Raw genomic sequence first — 15666 nt, 5'->3', positions numbered from 1 at the left:
GAAAGTTTCCAGCGTTTGCCTGGGGACGCCGTGCTGACGGTCAAGCCGTGTTACATCTTGTTTAAGGGCGATGGGTTAACAAATCCGAACCCAGGGCGTAGCGTGGACTCGAAGGCTCTAACACCTGCGCATCGAGAGGCCACCCCATGAACCGAATATTGCCCGGCATGATTGTTCTGCTTCTTGGGGCAGGCCTGGCGCATGCCGACGTCGAGGCACTGTCCGCGCCGCTGTTGCTCGCGCAAAGTCCCACCGGCACCAGCAACAATCCCTATAACAGCCCGATCCGCCGGGCCAATCCCAACAGCATGCAGGGCACGCAGCCCAGCGCGCCGGCGATTCGCGGGCCGAATACAGTGCCGGTGCCCAGTACGCCCACTGTCGGCAATGGCGGCATCGGCAATGGCCAGCAGCAACGCTCGGTCCCGAGTACGCCACCCAGATTCATCCCCAACCCACCGCCACGCGCTGGCGACAGCAACCGTTGAACATCAGGCCTGAGCGCCTGTCAGCCTTCGAAATGAACAAAAGGAATCGTGCATGTTGCGTAAAACCCTTCTAGCCACGCTGTGTGCCGGCGCGTTGATCAGCGCGCCTGCCTTTGCCGCTGCCCCTAAAGAGTTGCAAAGCGAGCAAGGCACCCTTGAAGTCACCACGATCACCCAAGGCCTCGAGCATCCCTGGGCGCTGGCATTTCTGCCGGATCGTCAGGGAATGCTGGTGACCGAGCGCCCGGGCAACCTGCGGGTGATTACAGCCGACGGCAAGCGTTCAGAGCCCATCAGTGGCGTGCCCAAGGTCTGGGCCAAGGGCCAGGGCGGTTTGCTCGATGTGGTGCTGTCGCCGGACTTCAAACAGGATCGACTGGTGTACGTGTCCTACGCCGAGGGCGGTGGTGCCGGGGACAAGGCTGGAACGGCGGTGGGCCGAGGCAGGCTGTCGGATGATCTGAAGACGATCAGTGATTTCAAGGTGATCTTCCGTCAGGAACCGAAGCTCTCGACCGGTAACCATTTCGGCTCACGACTGGTGTTCGACCGCGACGGTTACCTGTTCATCACTCTGGGCGAAAACAACGACCGTCCGACCGCGCAGGATCTCGACAAGCTGCAAGGCAAGGTCGTGCGGATCTTCCCCGACGGCAAGGTGCCGGATGACAACCCGTTTGTAGGCCAGTCCGGCGTGCGTCCGGAAATCTGGTCGTACGGCCAGCGCAACCCGCAGGGCGCGGCGCTTAATCCGTGGAATGGCACCCTCTGGGAGAACGAACACGGCCCCCGTGGCGGCGATGAAGTGAACATCATCGAGCGCGGCAAAAACTACGGTTGGCCGCTCGCTACCCACGGCATCAATTATTCGCTGCAACCGATCCCGGAAGCCAAGGGCAAGAGCGTCGAGGGCGCCGTTGATCCGCACCATGTCTGGGAGAAATCACCCGGTGTCAGCGGGATGGCGTTCTATGACGCTGACCGCTTCAAGCCTTGGCAGCAGAACCTGTTTATCGGTGCGCTGGTCAGTCAGGAGCTGATCCGCTTGCAGTTTGACGGGGACAAGGTGGTGCACGAAGAGCGGCTGTTGGGTGAACTGAAACAGCGGATTCGTGATGTGCGGCAGGGGCCGGATGGCTACCTGTACGTGCTGACGGATGAGCAGGACGGTGCACTTTACAAGATCGGCCTGAAGTAACTTCACTTCAAGTTTTCACAGATGTCCTGTGGCGAGGGAGCTTGCTCCCGCTGGGTTGCGCAGCAGCCCCAAAATCCTGTGAGCGCTACGCACTCATACGGGAGCAAGCCCCCTCGCCACAAAAAAAGTCTCTAGAGCCTGACGATAGTTGGCGTAGCGCGGGCATACAAAACCACCGCCGCCCGCAATTTCCCGCGCCCAAACCGGCTCATCTTTTCAAACTCGCCATGGCTGACCGGCACATGCTGGCAGTCCATCGGCTGACGATGCTGGCTGTGATCGACGTCGGGATCATGCAGGTACACAAAATCTTCATCGCAATCGGTGACCACCACCCAGTGCGGTGACTTGGAGCGGGTCAGGCGATAGCTGCTGATTAACACCAGCGGCTGTCCGCCATCCTGTAGCAGGCGCGGCAAATCCAGATGGGTGCCAATCTTGCGCTCGATATCGGTCTCTTGCATTTGTGCGCTGAACTCCTCGTGCACCAGGCGCATGACGTCTTTCTTATGCTCATCACGCACGCCGTCGAGGAACAATGGCCCGGCCATACTCAGCTGCAAACGCACCTTAAAACCCCGTCGCCAGGCCGCCAGTGCCAAGCCCTGGGGGCTGCAGCCACCATGGCCGGAGGTCATGAACACCGTGGTCGCTTCACGCCAGATCTGTAATTCCTCACGCCGCTCCAGTAAACGCTCAGGTTGCAGCGCGCCCATGGCCATCAGCAGACAGGCCGGGCCACAGGTGAACTCAGTGGTTTGCGGGTAATAGGGCACCTTGATGTTGCGCGAATCACGGTGCTGAACAATGCGCTTTTCCAGGCGCAGCGCATCGGCATGGTCTTCGTAGTAATCGTGAATCAACGCAAAGCGTCGGTAGCCGTTGCGCTCGTAAAGCGCGATGGCGGTGGGGTTGTCGATACGCACTTCCAGGCGCAGATACGCGCAGTCATGCTCGACGGCGCAGGCCTCGATACGTTGCAGCAACTGTTTGCCCAAACCGCTGCCGCGAGCTTCGCCGGCAATGGCGATCGAGTACAGACGCGCCAGCGATGTGCCGCGATGAAACAGTACCAGTGCGTAGCCGAGCAATCGACCATCAAGCTCGACGACCAGCAGTTGCGCATGGGCGCGGGTAATCATCCACTGAAAGCTGCGGCTGGTGAGCCGGTCGGTGGTGAAACATTGCATTTCCAGGGCCAGCAGCTCTGGCAGATCTTCAACTACCGCCAAACGAAAAACAGCACTCATATGACCACCGTAAAAGTTGCGTAACGAAACGGGACTTTCGAAAAACTTCGTGCTTAATAGAAATGGTCTTGTTCTCCAACGGATCAATCTCTATGTCAGCGGTACAGGGTCATTGGCGCGAAGTATCCGAGCAAAGTTTGCCGGCGGCAACTTTTTTAAATCCAGCCATCAGAACTTCCAGTCAAGTGTTGATAATCGTCGAACGCAAGGAAGACTGGGCCTCGTACTTTCCCAGCGAGGACATCGTCACGGCTCAGGAATACCTCGAGCAAACCCGTGACAGCGAGCCGGGCAAGCGCGTGCAGGTAATCAACCTGTGCCGCAGCTACAAGTACCTGGGTCACGGTTACTACTGCTCGCTACTGGCTGAAGCCCGCGGCCACAAGGTGATTCCATCGGTGCGCACCATCAGCGAACTGACGAAAAAATCGCTTTACGGTCTGGCGCTGGACGATCTCGATAAAACCCTGGAAAAAGCCCTCAGTCATCATCTGTACAACGATACCGAAGGTTTCACCTTGACTCTTTACTTCGGCAAGACTCATATCGAGCCGCTGCAGGATCTGGCTCGACAGTTGTTTGAAGTGTTTCCTTGTCCAATCCTGTTAGTTGAGTTTCGGCGAACTAACGGTTGGCACATCGAAGGCATAAAGTCCGGCGCGCTGCACAAGTTGCGTGACGATCAGGAAGACCAGTTCGCCAATGCGCTGGACGGGTTCAGCCGTAAAGTCTGGCGGGCACCACGCTCGCCACAAGTGGCGCGTTACGACTTGGCGATCCTGCACGATCCGCAGGAGGCCTTGCCGCCATCCAACGCCAAAGCACTGGAGAATTTCGTCCGGGTCGGCAAGCGCATGGGCATCGACGTCGAGCTGATCGAACGCAAGGATTATGCGCGGATCGCCGAGTACGACGGCTTGCTGATCCGCGAGACCACCAGCGTCGACAACCACACCTATCGCTTTGCAAAAAAAGCCGAAAGCGAAGGGCTGGTGGTCATGGATGATCCGACGTCGATCCTGCGTTGCACCAACAAGGTCTACCTGACCGACCTGCTCAACAGCCATCAGTTAGGCATGCCCGCCACGGAAATTCTCTACAAGGAACGACCGGAAGATTTCGAACGGGTCGGCGAACGCCTCGGTTTTCCGCTGGTGTTGAAGATCCCCGACGGCTGTTTTTCTCGCGGAGTGATCAAGGTTGAAAGTCAGCAGGCGCTGCTGGAGGCCACCGCCGAACTGTTCGAACACTCGGTGTTGCTGCTGGCTCAGGAGTTTTTCTACACCGAGTACGACTGGCGCATCGGCGTGCTCAACCGTAAACCGATCTTTGCCTGCCAGTACTTCATGTCCAAGGGCCACTGGCAAATCTACAACCACAAAGCCAAGGGCCAGGACATCAACGGCGAGTGCCGCACCTTGGCGGTCCACGAGGCGCCGCGAGCGGTGGTGGAACTGGCGGTGAAGACAGCCAACCTGATTGGCGATGGCCTCTATGGCGTGGACCTGAAACAGGCTGGCGACAAAGTGGTAGTAATCGAGGTCAACGACAACCCCAACCTCGACGCCGGCATTGAAGACGCCTACTTGCAGGACGATCTGTATTCACTGGTACTGGAGGAGTTCGTGCGACGGCTGGAGCTCAAACGTCGCGGCCAGGCCTGGTGAAGCGCCGATGATCAGCAGTTTCGCATTGAGTCATGGCGCGTTGCAGCGGGTCGAGCGGCTGGACGCCGAGGTGATGCTGTTCAGCAATCCCGATGCGGCCGAGCGCGACTTGCTCCACAGCCATTACAAGGTCGACGAACACGCGCTGGCCTCGGCGCTGGACCCGGACGAAGTCTCGCGAATCGAGTTTCACCCGGATCATTTGTTTCTGATCTGGAAGCGCCCGGAAAACTACTCCGGCGGTGGCAGCCTGGCGTTTGAAGTGTCGTCCTGTGGCCTGCTGTTTGCGCCCGGCCAATTGCTGGTGATCGCGACCGACGACACGCCGCTGCACGGCATCGGCACACGCCAGCCGCTCAATGCACCGCTGGATGTGTTGCTCGATCTGCTGTTCAACAACATCCACCATTACCTTGGCCACCTCAAGGTGATCAAACTGGTGGCCTGCGAGCTGCAACAGAAATTCAACGCCTCGATGCAGAACCAGCACCTGGTGCAGATGTTCAACCTCAGCGAAAGCCTGATCTATTACATCAACGCCCTGCACAGCAACGGAGCGGTGCTGACGCGGCTGCGCAATCATGCGGAAAAACAGCATTTCGGCAGCGAGGCGATCGGGCTGATCGACGACCTGATCATCGAGAACAACCAGTGCTACAAGCAGGCGGAGATCTACTCCACGGTGTTCTCCGGGCTGATCGATGCGCGCGGCAATCTGATGAACAACAGCATGAACAACCTGCTGCGCAAACTGACGTTGATCAACGTAGTGTTTCTGCCGTTGAACCTGATTGCGAGCATTGGCGGGATGTCCGAGTTCAGCATGATGACGGCGGGCACGCCGTGGTGGATTTCGTATCCGGTGTTTCTGCTGGTGATGTTGCTGGGGGCGGGGGGGATGTTGTTTGGGTTGCGGCGGTTGGCCAAGTGATTGATGGGGCTTGAGCTGACGCCTTCGCGAGCTAGCCCGCTCCCACAGTGGATTGCGGGATGGCTCGGGATCTGTGCCTGACACAAATCCCTTGTGGGAGCGGGCTTGCTCGCGAAAGCTATTTCAGCAGCACCGGAGGCTCAGGATCAGCTCGCCGGATCTGCCACAGTCACTTTCCTGCGCTCCCGAACCCCACGCACCACCAGATACAACAACGGCCCAATCGACACAAACACCGCCGTCAGCAACAGATACGGCACCACCGACCAGACCGACATCCCTCGCGACCGGGCATCCTTGACCATCCACACCCCGGCCAGCGTCGCCAGCAGATACAGATCAATCACCACCTGCGCCGTGTCCGGGCGCGACATCAGGCTGATACCGAAGTCGATCAACGACTGTTCGGCCTGGAACATCACCGACACGGTGTAGCCGGTAAACGCAATCAACGCGGTGAGGGGCAGGGCGACAGACATCATGCATTCCTTCCTTGGGGTGATGAGCAGAATCGCCAGCCTATAGCGCCAGCGTCAAATAAGCCATTGACTCGCCGGTCGTCGGCGGGCTAATTTCAGGCCCATGACTTCCACCGTATTGCGCTGCCAGCCAAGCATTATTACCGCCATTCCTCACTTGGCGGGCTAGCTCACGACTGCAGCACCCAACCCGCCCTAGAGGCGGGTTTTCATTTTCTGTCTCCGGGGTTTTAACAACGAACGCTCCCTGTAGGAGCTGCCGAAGGCTGCAATCTTTTGACTTTGTTTTGCTCAAATCAAAAGCAAGATCAAGAGATCGCAGCCTCCGGCAGCTCCTACACAGAGCGCCCGGAGATGACGATGAAATACAGCCCCGACCAGCAAGCCCTGCTTGAGCAGTACGTGAAAAGGATCCTCGCCGCGCCGGTCTACGACATTGCCGTGCGCACTCCGTTGCAAACGGCGCCGGCGCTGTCCGAGGTGCTGGGCAACCGGATCCTGCTCAAGCGCGAAGACCTGCAACCGACGTTCTCCTTCAAGATCCGTGGCGCCTACAACAAGCTGATGCAATTGAGCTATGCGCAGAAAGCTCGCGGGGTGATCACCGCCTCGGCGGGCAATCATGCCCAAGGCGTTGCGCTGGCGGCGCGGGAGCTGGGAATCGCGGCGACCATCGTCATGCCCTCGACCACGCCCGAACTCAAGGTGCTTGGGGTGCGAAGTCGTGGCGCCGAAGCGCTGCTGCACGGCGAGAGTTTTCCGTTTGCCCTGGCCTATGCGCTGCAACTGGCCGAGCAAACCGGGCGCACTTTTGTCTCTCCATTCGACGACCCGGACGTAATCGCCGGCCAAGGCACGGTGGCCATGGAAATCCTCCGTCAGCATCAGGGGCCGCTGGATGCGATCTTCGTTCCGGTCGGCGGTGGCGGCCTGATCGCCGGCATTGCGGCGTACGTCAAATACCTGCGACCGGAGGTGCGGATCATCGGTGTCGAGTCGGAGCACTCGGCCTGCCTGAAGGCGGCGCTACAAGTGGATGCGCGCGTTGTGTTGTCCAGTGTCGGAACGTTCGCTGATGGCGTGGCGGTGGCGCAGATCGGCGCTTATGGATTTGAAGTGTGCAGATTTTGCGTGGACGAGGTGGTCACCGTCAGCAATGACGAACTGTGCGCGGCGATCAAGAATATTTACGACGATACCCGCTCGATCACCGAGCCTTCCGGGGCATTGGCGGTGGCCGGTATCAAGCAATACGTGGCGCGCAGCGGTGTTCGCGAGCAAACCTTCGTCGCGATCGACTCCGGCGCGAATATCAACTTCGACAGCCTGCGCCATGTCGCCGAGCGCGCCGCGGTGTGCGGCGTCCCGGCGTGATAACACTCAGGGCAGCAGTGGGCGCAGGAAACTGCGCTCGTAGCTGACGATGAATTTCTTCTGCACCAGTGATTCCACCAGCGCCGTGCTTTCCGGGTCGGTCAGCGCGATGTGCCGGTAGCTTTCGTAATCGGCCAGTGAGGGAAAGCTGAACAGGCAATAAGCGATGTTGCTCGCGCCCTCGGAGGGCAGGAAATAGCCGTGATGCGTGCCGCCCAAGCGCTCGACGATGCCCAACCAGGCCTTGGCATAGGCTTCGAACTCGGTCAGTTGGTACGGATCGATCACGTATCGCACATGGCAGGTAATCACGTTTGGTGCTCCCTGTTTCAGGTCATTCCACGATGGCCGTGCCGACCTTGTCCGAGGCCGACCAGACGCGATAGCGCACCTCGACATCTTTCGGGGCGTAGATCACCAGCGGCAGCTTGCTGTTGTAGCGCAGCATGAAGCCGTCACCGACGACCGGGACAAAAGCGCGCTTCTTCTGCGTGCCGGGCGGGCAAGCCATCATGGTACTCATCGGGCCAATGACTTTTTCCAGTCGATAGAACGGATAGCCCCAGCCTTCGAGGTTTTTCTCGTCCAGAGCGCCGCCCAGGCGCTGGCGATTACAGTCGACTTCCAGGGTTTTGCCAGCGAGAACTTCAACCTGGAAGTTCTCTTCCTGGTCCTGCTTGGGCAGGTGGATGACCTGGCGAGTAAAGCCGTTTTCCGCCTTGGGATACGGCGCGACGTCTTCGAGTTTGGCCGCATGGGCGAGGGTGGACAGGCCGGCAACGAGCAGACCGATTGTCGCGCGAGCGCGTAAAGAACCCATGAAAGCCTCCTGGCGAGTGTAGGGTGGATGACGGGCATTCTCACTGTCATCAGCGATGAATGCAAACCGGCATCGACTTGCAAATTGCAGTACCCAAGAGGGGCGATCTTGCATTTTGCAACTGGCCAACTGCTGGCCACCGCGCCAAGTACTTGATTTCACAAGGGGCGAAACGTCCCGATGAAAGGCACGTTTTATGCGTCGCTTTAGTGCAGCGCACCGGCGTCGGGCGCCTACACTCCAATGGGCATTTCGCAGTACAACCGTTTGCCGCACCAGGGAATCAGCGGGGACACACCCGTGCAGGGGCAGCAAAAGCGGTCAACGTGAAGAGTTGATTGGCAGTTTCATCAATAAGGAGAGGTTCACCATGTTTCTGTCTGCCTTGGAACTACGCAATATCATTGAAAGCAGTTTTCTGCCTAAACGCTGCCAGTGCACGCTGTCGCCCGACTTGTCGATGACCGTCAAAGTCTTCGGCGACCACCGGACTGACCAGGTTGATCTGCACGTCAGCGGTATCGACGCCAGCCATCTCAACGGCTGTCGCGAGATCAACGAACTGATTGCCGGCCTGCGTTCGGATCTGGCACTACAAACCGCGCCACAGCATTACAGCCCTCGCTCCAGAGCGCTTTAACTCACCGTTTCACCCAGTTCGACCGTCACGCGCCGGGCCTGCACAAAACCAAGGCCCAGCGCGAACTCGACCAGCACCGCGAGCAGAATCCCGGGGCCGGCATGGCCGTTAAGCCATTCGCTAAACCCCAGCACCGCCAGACCAAAACAACCGACGATAAACCCGTTACTCAGGGCATTGCGACCCAGCGACGGCGGCGCGCTGCGCACCAGATAAAACATCACCCCCAACGCCGCAAACAGCACCGCACTGCGCCGCGCAACAAAACCGGCAGCGCTCGAGTACTCAATGCTCCAGATCGCCAGCAACACCTGCGGGAAAAAGCCCCAAGCCAGCGCCAGCACGAAACACAACAAAGATGTGATGATCGACAACGTGCGAAACGACAACTGCATGGCGAGTCCTTGCGGCAGTGAGAAGTGATCCCGAGCATAACCCTCGAGCCCTTCACCGCCTACCGCAAAGCCGCAAATCAGAGCCTTCTGTCAGTTCTGGAAGCTGCAGGCGTCAGACATTTTCCGGTAGGTGATTTCCGCCGGCTTGCCTGCATTGTCGATGTACTTCATGTCAGCGGTGATGACCTTGCACTGCTGAGTCTGTGGCTCGGTCAGCGAGATCACTTTGTTCACATGCAACGGCATGCCGTACTGGTAAGGAACGGGCTGGGTAGCAGCGTTGGTGTCATTGGCCTGAGCCAGCCCGGCGAACGCGGTGCAGGCGAGGGCGGAGGTGAGCAATAGCGTGCGAATGTTCATGAATCAGACTCCCGTGCGACGGAATAAGCGTTCGGCGCCATACAGCCGAACCTGCCGCACTCGGCGTCAGCCAGGGGCTGAGGTGTGCGGTTCAGTACAGTCTTGGACTACGGCGTTAAGCGATGGTTAACCGGGCTGAATGCCGGCTGTCTGGCGGAGGGATGATTTCTCGGGGATGCGGTGCCGATTCCTACAAGGGGTGATGCCTTGTCTGCTTTCGGCGGTGGGAGCAGGGCGGGTATGGTTTGGCGTCGCTGCAAAATCAGCGATTCGGGTTTGGTCACCTGAGAAGAGTTCATTGCATATGTGCCTTCATTTGCACTACGGACACTCATGTTCGTAAAGTGCACTGCTGTGGCGGCTGTGTGCAGGACGCCTTCGGGCGAGCTGAGTTTGAACTGTTCTCGGTTGACCAAGCCTGTACACGGCCGCCTCCCACCGTTTGGTCACGGTGTTGGCGGATACCCTCTAATACAGTTGAGTAATCAGTATGCCAATACTAAATCCGCTTCCAAACCGCTATCACCCGCTCAACAGCGGCGTCACCGACAGCGCGCCAATGGTCATCGACACCCAAGCCAACCCCCAAGACATCCTCGAGTCCGCCGTCCAGCGCATCCGCGCCTGCAGCGACCTGCTCGAAACCCTGCACTGCATGTGCTTCCGCCATGGCGATGTTCAGGACATTCCACACATTACCCATGCGCTGTACCTGCTGGCTCAGGACGGCAATGATTTGCTGCAGGTGGCGCAGCAACAGATGCTGGATTGGAAGGCGCCGGTTTTGATGCCTTGACTGAGAACGGGAGTGGGATCGCGTTGGACGAACCTCACGCTATCTACTCCTCCCGTTTGTATGATTCTCGTGCCCTTGTATTCGTATAAAACAAGCTAACGGCTTAGCTTGTCAGGGAAGAAGGACAGGGGAGGGTGGATGGATATCCATTTTTTTGATTGCTCTTTAGCTTCTAATATTTGCGAAGGGGTCAACTTGGAAGCAATGAGGGGAAGCTTGTATTTAACATTTTCCTGCATTCCGCCCCCGCCATCCAAGCTACTTAGAGAAAAAATAAGCGAGTATCCCTTTACAGGGTCATACGGAAAGCCATAGGTGTCGGGCTCGTGAGCCAGGTATGAACCGTATCCATATATGGACTCTGCGTAACCTGATACTGCGGCTTGCTCATTCCAATGTCGGAAGCCTTCAATATCTCCTTTCTCAAAAAGAAGAGCAGCCAACTCCATCATTGATCTAGGGTTGCCGCCTTTAGCTGAAAGTTTGTACCATTTTTCAACTGCCTCACTTCGCTTCCATGGTAGCAAAAATCCCTCACCTTGCTTAAGTGAAGTGGCAAGCCAGTATTGTGCAAGAGCATTTCCTGAAGTTGCAGATCGTTCTAGCCAAGTATCATCTAGAGTGATTTCATACATTATGTACATCGCTTCTGCGTCGCCAGAATTTGCTTTTTGTTGGGCTAATTGTTTTGCTTGGTTTAACCACTCTATTGCCGGCTTCTGCGAAGGAGAGCAGTCGTTAGAGATTTCGCACATGTCATGCTCAATACGGCCCAATTGGATCATAGCATAAAGATCGTTCTGACCTGCTGACGCTTCATACCATTTCTTTGCTTCCTTATTCATGTAATGGTTTTTCTTACGAAGAGCCTCACCTAAATAATATTGAGCTTCGTGGTCGCCCGATTCTGCAGCGGTTGTTAAGAACGGGATTGCTGAGGTGGCTTTGTATTGATTGTATAGATTTATGCCTTGTTGTTTTGCGGAGATTTGGTTCGGCGTTATCTGGGTGTTTGCGTGACAGCCAAGTGGCAGCAGTAATAATAAAGTGAAAATTATTCTGGTTGTCATGAGTATTCTGCGTGATATTTTATTTTGCTCCTTCAGATTCCCGGGTCGGAACTGTATGGGTTGCTAAAAGGAGGTAATAAAAAATGATTGTAAGTTGGCAGAAAATGCAGGCGGCCTACAATCCATAAATATTTCGAGAAGTCTATAAATAATCTGGATTAATTGCCAAGCTTGTCTGGAAAAAAAGAAAGTGGTGGATGAGTGGCTTTCCAGTCTTTTGCCACTTCTAGTGACTTTTCAGTTTGTTCTGATGTCATTTTTTCGCGTATTTCCTCACTTTTTCTCTCAACATATCTCCCGATTCCGCCACTGTCCTCAAGCTCCTTAAGAAGCGTGAATAGCGCATAACCTTTGACCAAGTCTAGTGGGTAGCCTATTTTGTCTGGTGTATGCGCTATGTAGGCGCCGTAATTGCTTATGGCGGCTTGATCGCCAGTCGCTGCTGCAGTTTCAAGCCAGTGGCGCATGCCTACGACATCTCCTTCTTCGAATAAAATTTGTAGATAATCCATCATTGCTTTTGGGTGTCCGCCCTCGGAAGAAAGTAGTAGCCATTTTTTGATAGAGGCCTCGTGTTTTCCAGGAATCAAGAAAAAACCTTCACCTTGGCGTTCGCTTACAGCCATCCAATATTGTGCAGTCGGATATCCCGCATTTGCGGATTTCTCTAGCCATTCACGATTAAGAGTGATCTCATACATCAGATACAGGGATTCAGGGTCACCTTTTTGTGCTTTTGGCAAAACTAGCTCATTAGCTAGTTCAAACCATTCTGCTTGTGTTTTTTTTGATGGTGAGCAGTCGCGTATTTCTTGGCAGGGTTCACTTTTGAATCGTCCAAGTTGGATTATTGCATATACATTGTTATTTTCTGCTGCGGACTCGTACCAGTGAAGTGCCTCTGGAGTCATGTAGCCATTACGTTTTCGAATAGCCTCACCCAAGTAATATTGCGAGGTTGTATTTCCAGATTTTGCTTCTTTTTCTAATGCGGGAAAAGCTGCGTCGATTTTTAGTTGGTTATATAGGACTACGCCCGGCGAGACTACTTGTTCTTGCTGTTTTAATGGGGTGGCTTTACAGATGGTAAAAAGTGAAGCAGCTAATAGAAATGTTAACGCTTTCATCAAAATCAGCGACTTAGTTTGTCTGGAAAAAACGAAAGTGGCGGATGAGATTTCTTCCATTGAATGGCAAAGTCTTCCGCTTCTTTTATTTGCTGAGAGGTCATTTTTTCTGCGATTTCCGGAAGAACTTCCTCGACGTAGACCTGCACGTTGCCCCCGCCATCAAGATCTTTTAAAAGCGAAGTGATAGCGTAACCTTTAACCAAGTCTAGTTCGAAGCCAAATCGTTCGGGAGCATGCGCTAAATAAGCACCGTAACTGCTCACGCCGCTTTTGTATCCTTTCTCAGCCGCTACTTTTATCCAATGCCGAGCAACTTTAAGATCACCTTCATTCTCATAAAGGTAAGCGGCATACTCCATCATGGCTCGAGGATTTCCTCCTTCTGCGGATGCTTTAAACCAATTTCCCACTGCCTCCTTACGTTTCCAGGGAAGTAAGAAGCCCTCACCTTGCTTGTCACCAATTGCCATCCAGAATTGTGCATCTGGATTGCCGGCATTTGCAGACTTTTCTAACCAATCACGATTCAATGTAATTTCATACATTACGTACATGGCCTCCGCGTCACCTTTTTCTGCCAAAGGTTCCGCAAGCGCACGAGCATTTTTCAGCCAGTCGACAGGAGGTTTACCGGAATCAGGGCAATTACTCATTACTTTGCAAAGATCGTTGCCACTCCGCCCCAACTGAATCATGGCATATAAATTTTCTTGCGCAGCAGCGGCCTCATACCATTCTTTAGCTTCTGAAGTCATGTAGCGATTGCGCTTTCGAAGAGCCTCTCCTAAATAGTATTGTGATTCCGAGATTCCCGACTGTGCTTCTTTTTTTAGTTCAGCTATAGCAGAGTCTATTTTTAGCTGGTTGTATAAAGTTATTCCCTTGCTCAATCCGTTTTCTTGTGCTGCGACTGCGCACGTTTCGGTGAGCGCAGAAATAACTATCGCTAAGATCCGAAAATATACGCTCACTAAAATTAATATCCTAGCTTGTCAGGGTAGAACGAGAGAGGCGGGTGGTTGGCCTTCCACGTTTTTGCGAGGTCTTTCGCTATTTCTATTTGTGCTTTTGACATGTTTTTTTCTATATCGGGCAAGGTGTCATTGACGTCTCGTATTACATTGCCTCCGCCATTAAGTTCCAGCAGGTTTGACAGTAAAGCATGTGATTTTATCGGGTCGAATACGAAGCCGTATTTTGAGTTCTCTTCGCCTATGTAGGATGCATATCCAAATACACCTTCTACGAAGCTCGACTCAGCTGCTTTTTCGTTCCAGCTTCTGAACGAGGCTAAATCTTTTTTTTCGATCATGATCGCGGCTAATCCCATCATCGCAGGTGGGTAACCATTTTCCGCAGAGGCCTTCATCCATCGTTCGATAGCTTGGTTGCGCCTAGAGGGTAGTAAAAATGAACCACTTCCTTCCTGGTATTTAGTCGCCAGACGGAACTGTGCAAATGCGAATCCGTTCTCTGCTGATTTCTCCAACCAGTCATCGTTCCCTGTCATTTCATATAACAGGTACATTGATTCGCTATCTCCCTGCGTTGATCGTTGAGTTGCAAGGCTTTTAGCTTTGATTACCCAACTGCTAGGAGATTCTTCACCCGGTGGACAGTTTTTCATGGTTGAACACAAGTCGTCTCCAATTCTCCCGAGGCGAATCATAGAGTAGATATTCCCCTTTCTTGCGGAACTTTCATATGCTTTTTTAGCTTCCGGAGTCATGAAGCGGTTGTTTTTTCTTAATGCCTCACCCAGATAATAAAGTGCTTCATCATCACCGCCTTCGGCCGCTATTTTGAGTGGTTCGATTGCAGAAATAGCCTTGTATTGATTGTAAAGTTCAATACCTTTTTTTTTTGGCTTCTTCTTGCTGCTGGGTGAGAGCGGCATTCGCAGTGTTGCAGAGCAATATGAAGAAAATACAAAGAGAGGTGTTGAATAATTTTATAAATTTCAATTTGGTTTGCTCGCTGGAGCTGAGTATCTTGCTGACGATTTTGGTATGTAGCTGTTTTCGTGCTTACACAGTATTTTTCTAAAATGCGTTCCTTTGGCGCAATAAAGACTTTTTTGTCAAAATCCATATTTTCCGGGATAAAAGGATAGAGGTGGATGTGTGCTTTTCCACTGCTGAGCGAATACCTTGGCTTCTATTAGCTGCTCAGCACTCATTTTTTCAGCAATTTCCGGCAGAACTTCATCTACGTAAGGCTGTATGTTTCCACCGCCATCGAGTTCCTTCAGTAACGATGTCAGTGCGTAGCCTTTTACTAGGTCAAGCGGGAAATCATATAGAGAAGGGGCATGAGCAAGATAAGCTCCGTAGCTACTAACGCCAGACTCATACCCCGTTTTTGCCGCCTCTTCTATCCAATGTCGGGCTACCCCGATATCGCCGCCGTTTTCATAAAGAAATGCGGAGTATTCAAGCATTCCTGCGGGAAAACCATTTTCAGCTGATGCTTTTAACCAACGTCCGACTTCTTCCGTTCGTTTCCAAGGCAGAAAAAATTTTTCACCTTCTTTGTAGCGATTTGCCAAAAGCCACTGCCCTCTGGCGAAGTTAGCTGTTGCGGATTTTTCCAGCCACTCTAATTTCCCAGAAGACAGATATTTAATATACATCGCCTCACCGTCACCATCGTCTGACTTTCGTACGGTCTCTTTATTTAATAATTCTAACCAGTCGGCGCGTTTTTTCGAGCCTTGAGGACAATTATTCATGACCTCGCATAAGTCATTGTTTGATGTCGCAAGTCTTAACATTGCGTACAAATCGCCTTGCAAAGCAGCAGATTCATACCATTTTTGAGCCTCGGAAGTAATGTATTGTTTTTGCTGTCGAAGTTCTTCCGCTAAATAATATTGCGCCTCGGCGTCTCCTGCTTCTGCAGCAATTTTTAATTCTGCGGCTGCGGGTTTGTATTGGTTATAAAGTACCAATCCTCTCTCTTTTGCCTCTTTTTGTGATGAAGAAAGATCGGCATGCACTTGGCTGCATAATGTCAGGGTAAATAATCCTGCGCACAATATGGATTTGATTGACATAAGTAATCTTCTC

At 53.8% G+C, this 15666-nt stretch carries 17 protein-coding genes and 1 pseudogene; 7 read left to right on the top strand and 11 right to left on the bottom strand.

All coding sequences use genetic code 11. The features are described 5' to 3' along the window. Window positions 1-146: 146 nt before the first annotated feature. Both ACS4NR_RS08570 and ACS4NR_RS08565 read left to right on the top strand, forming a co-directional pair. Window positions 147-488 carry a hypothetical protein gene (locus ACS4NR_RS08570; RefSeq protein ID WP_253151762.1) on the top strand — a complete coding sequence of 114 codons (342 nt, stop codon included), beginning with the start codon at window positions 147-149 and terminating at the stop codon, window positions 486-488. 52 nt (window positions 489-540) lie between these two features. Further along, window positions 541-1686 (top strand): PQQ-dependent sugar dehydrogenase, encoded by a 1146-nt coding sequence (locus tag ACS4NR_RS08565; RefSeq protein ID WP_456019716.1) that lies wholly within the window; start codon window positions 541-543, stop codon window positions 1684-1686. Window positions 1687-1817: 131 nt separating this feature from the next. Here the strand turns inward: ACS4NR_RS08565 and ACS4NR_RS08560 are convergent, their stop codons facing one another. Next, on the bottom strand, window positions 1818-2936 hold the full coding sequence (locus ACS4NR_RS08560; RefSeq protein WP_456019715.1) for a peptidase C39 family protein: 1119 nt from the start codon (window positions 2934-2936) through the stop codon (window positions 1818-1820). Window positions 2937-3028: 92 nt separating this feature from the next. On the opposite strand from ACS4NR_RS08560, the gene ACS4NR_RS08555 reads away from it, so the two are divergent. Continuing rightward, entirely contained in the window at window positions 3029-4603 is a 1575-nt protein-coding gene (locus ACS4NR_RS08555) for a RimK family protein (RefSeq protein WP_456019713.1), read from the top strand. 7 nt (window positions 4604-4610) lie between these two features. Next, window positions 4611-5534 carry a magnesium transporter CorA family protein gene (locus tag ACS4NR_RS08550; protein ID WP_456019712.1) on the top strand — a complete coding sequence of 308 codons (924 nt, stop codon included), beginning with the start codon at window positions 4611-4613 and terminating at the stop codon, window positions 5532-5534. A 146-nt stretch (window positions 5535-5680) separates the two neighbouring features. Here ACS4NR_RS08550 and ACS4NR_RS08545 read toward each other — a convergent pair whose 3' ends face one another. Beyond that, window positions 5681-6016 carry a DUF2834 domain-containing protein gene (locus ACS4NR_RS08545; protein WP_166495849.1) on the bottom strand — a complete coding sequence of 112 codons (336 nt, stop codon included), beginning with the start codon at window positions 6014-6016 and terminating at the stop codon, window positions 5681-5683. A 351-nt stretch (window positions 6017-6367) separates the two neighbouring features. On the opposite strand from ACS4NR_RS08545, the pseudogene ilvA reads away from it, so the two are divergent. Further along, window positions 6368-7363: pseudogene (gene ilvA / locus ACS4NR_RS08540) on the top strand (threonine ammonia-lyase, biosynthetic); the annotation flags it as partial. Between the two features lie 30 nt (window positions 7364-7393). On the opposite strand, the gene ACS4NR_RS08535 reads toward ilvA, so the two are convergent. Together ACS4NR_RS08535 and eco are read right to left on the bottom strand one after the other, a co-directional pair. After that, window positions 7394-7699: an NIPSNAP family protein gene (locus ACS4NR_RS08535; RefSeq protein ID WP_003225174.1), complete on the bottom strand. Its 306-nt coding sequence runs from the start codon at window positions 7697-7699 to the stop codon at window positions 7394-7396. Window positions 7700-7721: 22 nt separating this feature from the next. Next, entirely contained in the window at window positions 7722-8207 is a 486-nt protein-coding gene (gene eco / locus ACS4NR_RS08530; protein ID WP_456019711.1) for a serine protease inhibitor ecotin, read from the bottom strand. 370 nt (window positions 8208-8577) lie between these two features. On the opposite strand from eco, the gene ACS4NR_RS08525 reads away from it, so the two are divergent. Beyond that, window positions 8578-8847 (top strand): DUF1652 domain-containing protein, encoded by a 270-nt coding sequence (locus ACS4NR_RS08525; RefSeq protein ID WP_456019710.1) that lies wholly within the window; start codon window positions 8578-8580, stop codon window positions 8845-8847. On the opposite strand, the gene ACS4NR_RS08520 is transcribed toward ACS4NR_RS08525, so the two are convergent. Beyond that, window positions 8844-9242 carry a hypothetical protein gene (locus tag ACS4NR_RS08520; protein ID WP_456019708.1) on the bottom strand — a complete coding sequence of 133 codons (399 nt, stop codon included), beginning with the start codon at window positions 9240-9242 and terminating at the stop codon, window positions 8844-8846. The two genes, ACS4NR_RS08525 and ACS4NR_RS08520, sit on opposite strands and share 4 nt — an antisense overlap. 90 nt (window positions 9243-9332) lie before the next feature. Next, window positions 9333-9602 (bottom strand): DUF2790 domain-containing protein, encoded by a 270-nt coding sequence (locus ACS4NR_RS08515; protein ID WP_456019707.1) that lies wholly within the window; start codon window positions 9600-9602, stop codon window positions 9333-9335. A 490-nt stretch (window positions 9603-10092) separates the two neighbouring features. On the opposite strand from ACS4NR_RS08515, the gene ACS4NR_RS08510 reads away from it, so the two are divergent. Beyond that, the gene (locus ACS4NR_RS08510; RefSeq protein WP_456019706.1) at window positions 10093-10398 is read left to right on the top strand and encodes a hypothetical protein; all 306 of its coding nucleotides are present in this window, start codon (window positions 10093-10095) and stop codon (window positions 10396-10398) included. 95 nt (window positions 10399-10493) lie between these two features. Here ACS4NR_RS08510 and ACS4NR_RS08505 read toward each other — a convergent pair whose 3' ends face one another. The 5 genes from ACS4NR_RS08505 to ACS4NR_RS08485 all read right to left on the bottom strand — a co-directional run bounded on the left by ACS4NR_RS08505 (window position 10494) and on the right by ACS4NR_RS08485 (window position 15653). Beyond that, entirely contained in the window at window positions 10494-11468 is a 975-nt protein-coding gene (locus tag ACS4NR_RS08505) for a tetratricopeptide repeat protein (RefSeq protein WP_456019705.1), read from the bottom strand. A 158-nt stretch (window positions 11469-11626) separates the two neighbouring features. Beyond that, on the bottom strand, window positions 11627-12655 hold the full coding sequence (locus tag ACS4NR_RS08500; protein ID WP_456019704.1) for a tetratricopeptide repeat protein: 1029 nt from the start codon (window positions 12653-12655) through the stop codon (window positions 11627-11629). Next, window positions 12601-13569 carry a tetratricopeptide repeat protein gene (locus ACS4NR_RS08495; RefSeq protein ID WP_456019703.1) on the bottom strand — a complete coding sequence of 323 codons (969 nt, stop codon included), beginning with the start codon at window positions 13567-13569 and terminating at the stop codon, window positions 12601-12603. The genes ACS4NR_RS08500 and ACS4NR_RS08495 overlap by 55 nt, the downstream gene beginning before the upstream one ends. Before the next feature lie 5 nt (window positions 13570-13574). Continuing rightward, the gene (locus ACS4NR_RS08490; protein WP_456019702.1) at window positions 13575-14495 is read right to left on the bottom strand and encodes a tetratricopeptide repeat protein; all 921 of its coding nucleotides are present in this window, start codon (window positions 14493-14495) and stop codon (window positions 13575-13577) included. 183 nt (window positions 14496-14678) lie between these two features. After that, window positions 14679-15653: a tetratricopeptide repeat protein gene (locus tag ACS4NR_RS08485; RefSeq protein ID WP_183779994.1), complete on the bottom strand. Its 975-nt coding sequence runs from the start codon at window positions 15651-15653 to the stop codon at window positions 14679-14681. Between the last annotated feature and the right edge of the window lie 13 nt (window positions 15654-15666).

The sequence above is a fragment of the Pseudomonas sp. JQ36 genome (assembly GCF_053851495.1).
This window is presented reverse-complemented; position numbering and strand designations above follow the sequence as displayed.

Coding starts and splice junctions, on each gene's coding strand:
- ACS4NR_RS08570 (WP_253151762.1), top strand. CDS start 147: ATGAACCGAATATTGCCCGGCATGATTGTTCTGCTTCTTGGGGCAGGC.
- ACS4NR_RS08565 (WP_456019716.1), top strand. CDS start 541: ATGTTGCGTAAAACCCTTCTAGCCACGCTGTGTGCCGGCGCGTTGATC.
- ACS4NR_RS08560 (WP_456019715.1), bottom strand. CDS start 2,936: ATGAGTGCTGTTTTTCGTTTGGCGGTAGTTGAAGATCTGCCAGAGCTG.
- ACS4NR_RS08555 (WP_456019713.1), top strand. CDS start 3,029: ATGTCAGCGGTACAGGGTCATTGGCGCGAAGTATCCGAGCAAAGTTTG.
- ACS4NR_RS08550 (WP_456019712.1), top strand. CDS start 4,611: ATGATCAGCAGTTTCGCATTGAGTCATGGCGCGTTGCAGCGGGTCGAG.
- ACS4NR_RS08545 (WP_166495849.1), bottom strand. CDS start 6,016: ATGATGTCTGTCGCCCTGCCCCTCACCGCGTTGATTGCGTTTACCGGC.
- eco (WP_456019711.1), bottom strand. CDS start 8,207: ATGGGTTCTTTACGCGCTCGCGCGACAATCGGTCTGCTCGTTGCCGGC.
- ACS4NR_RS08525 (WP_456019710.1), top strand. CDS start 8,578: ATGTTTCTGTCTGCCTTGGAACTACGCAATATCATTGAAAGCAGTTTT.
- ACS4NR_RS08520 (WP_456019708.1), bottom strand. CDS start 9,242: ATGCAGTTGTCGTTTCGCACGTTGTCGATCATCACATCTTTGTTGTGT.
- ACS4NR_RS08515 (WP_456019707.1), bottom strand. CDS start 9,602: ATGAACATTCGCACGCTATTGCTCACCTCCGCCCTCGCCTGCACCGCG.
- ACS4NR_RS08510 (WP_456019706.1), top strand. CDS start 10,093: ATGCCAATACTAAATCCGCTTCCAAACCGCTATCACCCGCTCAACAGC.
- ACS4NR_RS08505 (WP_456019705.1), bottom strand. CDS start 11,468: ATGACAACCAGAATAATTTTCACTTTATTATTACTGCTGCCACTTGGC.
- ACS4NR_RS08500 (WP_456019704.1), bottom strand. CDS start 12,655: ATGGAAGAAATCTCATCCGCCACTTTCGTTTTTTCCAGACAAACTAAG.
- ACS4NR_RS08490 (WP_456019702.1), bottom strand. CDS start 14,495: ATGCCGCTCTCACCCAGCAGCAAGAAGAAGCCAAAAAAAAAAGGTATT.
- ACS4NR_RS08485 (WP_183779994.1), bottom strand. CDS start 15,653: ATGTCAATCAAATCCATATTGTGCGCAGGATTATTTACCCTGACATTA.